2 protein-coding genes and 1 pseudogene are annotated in these 1,748 nt (G+C 69.9%); 2 read left to right on the top strand and 1 reads right to left on the bottom strand.

The window, feature by feature from the left end:
- Positions 1-126: 126 nt before the first annotated feature.
- Complete coding sequence (locus tag AC27KI_RS24130) at positions 127-822, bottom strand: fumarylacetoacetate hydrolase family protein (protein ID WP_487116264.1); 696 nt, start codon at positions 820-822, stop codon at positions 127-129.
- 159 nt (positions 823-981) lie between these two features.
- Here AC27KI_RS24130 and maiA point away from each other — a divergent pair, with 159 nt between their 5' ends.
- Positions 982-1,650: a maleylacetoacetate isomerase gene (gene maiA / locus AC27KI_RS24125; protein ID WP_284404335.1), complete on the top strand. Its 669-nt coding sequence runs from the start codon at positions 982-984 to the stop codon at positions 1,648-1,650.
- Positions 1,647-1,748, top strand: a pseudogene (locus AC27KI_RS24120) (laccase); the annotation flags it as partial. The gene maiA and the pseudogene AC27KI_RS24120, both read left to right, overlap by 4 nt.

Genomic DNA, 1,748 nt, shown 5'->3' with positions numbered 1-1,748 from the left:
CTCCCTGGCGCGTGCCGCGCACCCACGGGCGGTGCTCAGGAGCGGAAGGAGAGGTCATGGCGGGGCAGTGTGCCACCGCCACGCCGGCCGCCTGCCAACGCCTTTTCGGCGCCGCTGCGGCCCGGTTCAGACCACGCGCAGCGAGAGGTCCGGCAGGCCGTCGATGTGCGCCACCATGAGGTCCCCGCGCACCACGGCGCCCACGTTTTCTGGCGTGCCGCTGTAGATCAGGTCGCCGGCCTTGAGCTCGAACGCCTGCGACAGGTTGCTGATCTGCTCGGCCACGCTCCAGATCATCTGCGCCAGGTCGGCGCTCTGCTTGACCGTGCCGTTCACCGACAGCGTGATGGCGCCCTTGGGAAAGTGGCCGGTCTGGGCCGTGCGGTGGATCGGGCCGATGGGGGCCGACAGGTCGAAGCTCTTGCCGATCTCCCAGGGCTTCTTCTGGTCCTTCATGTCGCTTTGCAGGTCGCGGCGCGTCATGTCCAGGCCCACGGCATAGCCATACACGTGCTGCAGCGCGTCGGCCGCGGTGATGCCCTTGCCGCCCTTGCCGATGGCCACCACCAGTTCGATCTCGTGGTGCAGGTTGGCGGTGAGCGTGGGGTAGGGCAGCGTGCCGGTCTGGCCGGCATCGACCACGACCAGGGCGTCGGCGGGCTTCATGAAGAAGAAGGGCGGCTCGCGGCCGGTGAAGCCCATTTCCTTGGCGTGTTCTTCGTAATTGCGGCCCACGCAGTAGATGCGGTGCACGGGGAACCGGTCGCCGGTGCCGATGACGGGCACGCTGGCCACGGCCGCGGGAGGAATCACATAGCTCATGTCTGCCTTTCTTCGAAAAGGGACGGCGCGGGGCTGGCCGCGCCGGATGCGGGGAGGGCCGCGCGGCGGCATCGTGCCGGCGCGGGCGCAAACCGGCAGTGTGCCACGGGGCCGGCGTGGTCGCTGTCCCCGGCAGGGCGGCGTTATGCTCGCCGCACCATGAAGCTGTTCAACTACTTCCGTTCATCGTCCTCGTACCGCGTGCGCATCGCCCTGGGGATCAAGGGCCTGCCTTACGACTATGTGCCGGTGCACCTGGTGCGTGCCGAACACCGCCTTCCCGCCTATGCCGACCGGCTGGGCGATCCGCTCGTGCCGGCGCTGGTCACCGACGACGGCCACACCCTGGCGCAGTCGCTGGCCATCATCGAGTACCTCGACGAGATGCATCCCGAGCCACCCCTGCTGCCCGCCGACCCGCTCGGCCGCGCCCAGGTGCGGGCGCTGGCGCAGATGATCGCCTGCGAGATCCACCCCATCAACAACCTGCGCGTGCTCAAGTACCTCACGCAGGAACTGCAGCAGAGCGAAGACACCAAGACCGCCTGGTACCACCACTGGACGCGCAACGGCCTGGCGGCCTTCGAACGCCAGCTGGGCCTGCTGGCGCAGGAGCGGCAGGCCGCCGGACTGGCCCCCTCGCAGTTCTGCTGGGGCGACGTGCCCACGCTGGCCGACTGCTGCCTGGTGCCGCAGATCTTCAATGCCCAGCGCTTTCGCGTGAACCTGGACGGCCTGCCGCTCACCATGGCCGCGTGGGAAGCCGCCATGGCGCTGCCCGCCTTCCAGGGCGCGCACCCGTCCGCCTGCCCGGACCACGAAGCCTGACCGCGCCGATGTCCATGCCACCACCGGGCCACGATTGGCTGGTGCCCGACTGGCCGGCGCCCGCCCATGTGCGCGCGCTGTGCACCACGCGCGCGGGC

It is taken from the genome of Acidovorax sp. KPB24-03 (assembly GCF_057546605.1).
Note: the sequence above shows the minus strand (reverse complement) of the source record. Positions and strands in the feature narration are given on the sequence as shown.